Source organism: Kitasatospora sp. NPDC059747 (genome assembly GCF_042732955.1).
GTDB lineage: Bacteria > Actinomycetota > Actinomycetes > Streptomycetales > Streptomycetaceae > Kitasatospora.
The window spans coordinates 1-1126 of sequence record NZ_JBHWGV010000147.1; the positions used below are offsets into that span (position 1 = coordinate 1).

2 protein-coding genes are annotated in these 1126 nt (G+C 70.2%); one reads left to right on the forward strand and one right to left on the reverse strand.

The annotated features are described in order from the left end of the window. Window positions 1-384, forward strand: a 384-nt coding sequence (locus ACFV4G_RS38270; protein ID WP_380447289.1) for a class I SAM-dependent methyltransferase, incomplete at its 5' end; no start/stop codon positions are given. 110 nt (window positions 385-494) lie between these two features. On the opposite strand, the gene ACFV4G_RS38275 is transcribed toward ACFV4G_RS38270, so the two are convergent. Beyond that, on the reverse strand, window positions 495-956 hold the full coding sequence (locus ACFV4G_RS38275; protein ID WP_380447291.1) for a hypothetical protein: 462 nt from the start codon (window positions 954-956) through the stop codon (window positions 495-497). Window positions 957-1126: the final 170 nt, after the last annotated feature.

Consider the following 1126-nt stretch of genomic DNA (forward strand, 5'->3'; position numbering starts at 1 on the left):
GAACTCCGGCACATCGGCGAGGAGTTGAACCGGGACTCCGGTGTCAGATGGATCTCCGACGCCCTCCCGGAGCTGCCCTCGCTCGGCGCGGAACGCTTCGGCCTCGTCCTCCTGACGGCCGTCTGGATGCACCTCGCCCCCGCCGAACGCCCGCCCGCGATGGCCTCACTGGCCCGCCTGGTCGCCCCCGGCGGCCGGATGATCCTGTCGCTGCGCCACGGCCTGGTACCGCCCGGCCGTCGGATGTTCGACGTCCCGCCGGAGGAGACGGTCGCCCAGGCCGCCGCCAACGGCCTGCACCCCATCCACCGCATCAGCCGCACCGATCTGCACGGTCGCCCGGGGGTGGGGTGGACGATCCTGGCCTTCGAGGCGGCGGGCTGACGCCTTGACACCCCCGGAGTTCTGACGCCCCGAAACCCTGACGCCCGTACCACGCCTACCCGCAGTGCATCCGGTGCCTCCGGGCGCCGTGTTCCCGGTCGGTGCGGGCGTCAGCGGAGAATTCCCGACGGCCCGCCCCCCAGCTCCGCTCGGGCCGATTCCACGAATGCGTGCCGGCAATCGCGCTTGGCGGGCCGTTCGGGCGACACGCTGTTCCGCAGGTGTTCGTGGAGGGCCGTGGTGTACTCGTGTGCGGCCTGACTCGCCGTGTGCGAGCAGACCAGCTCGACGGCCTTCTTGGTCAGCCACAGGTCGTGCAGCTTCTGGTCCTCGGGGTCCTCCGAAGCCGGCAGGCCGAGGCTCCGGCGATCCAGCACCAACTCGACCTGCTGCGCCGCGGCGAGGAAGCCCAGGATCGCCTCCTTGCGTTCGGCCCGCTCCGCGTCCGTGCGGTGTTGTCGGTCCCGTCGCGCTTCGGCGCGTGTCGCCAGGTGCTGCCCCACGAGCGTCCCGGTGGTCCCCAGGAGGACACCGATCAGGGCGAGGACTGTGCTGCTGGTAGCTCCATTCACGGTGTACAGCTTGGCGATCGGCTGTCAGGCCCGCTGGCACTTCGTGAAGAACGGCCGCCGGGACAACCTCGCGAGGCTCTGGGGGGGTAGTGGTGGGGGTCGAGCATAGAGCTCGAATGTCATAGCGTGGGGCGGTTTGGAGTTGTGTTGTGTGAGAGGCGCTTTGTGGA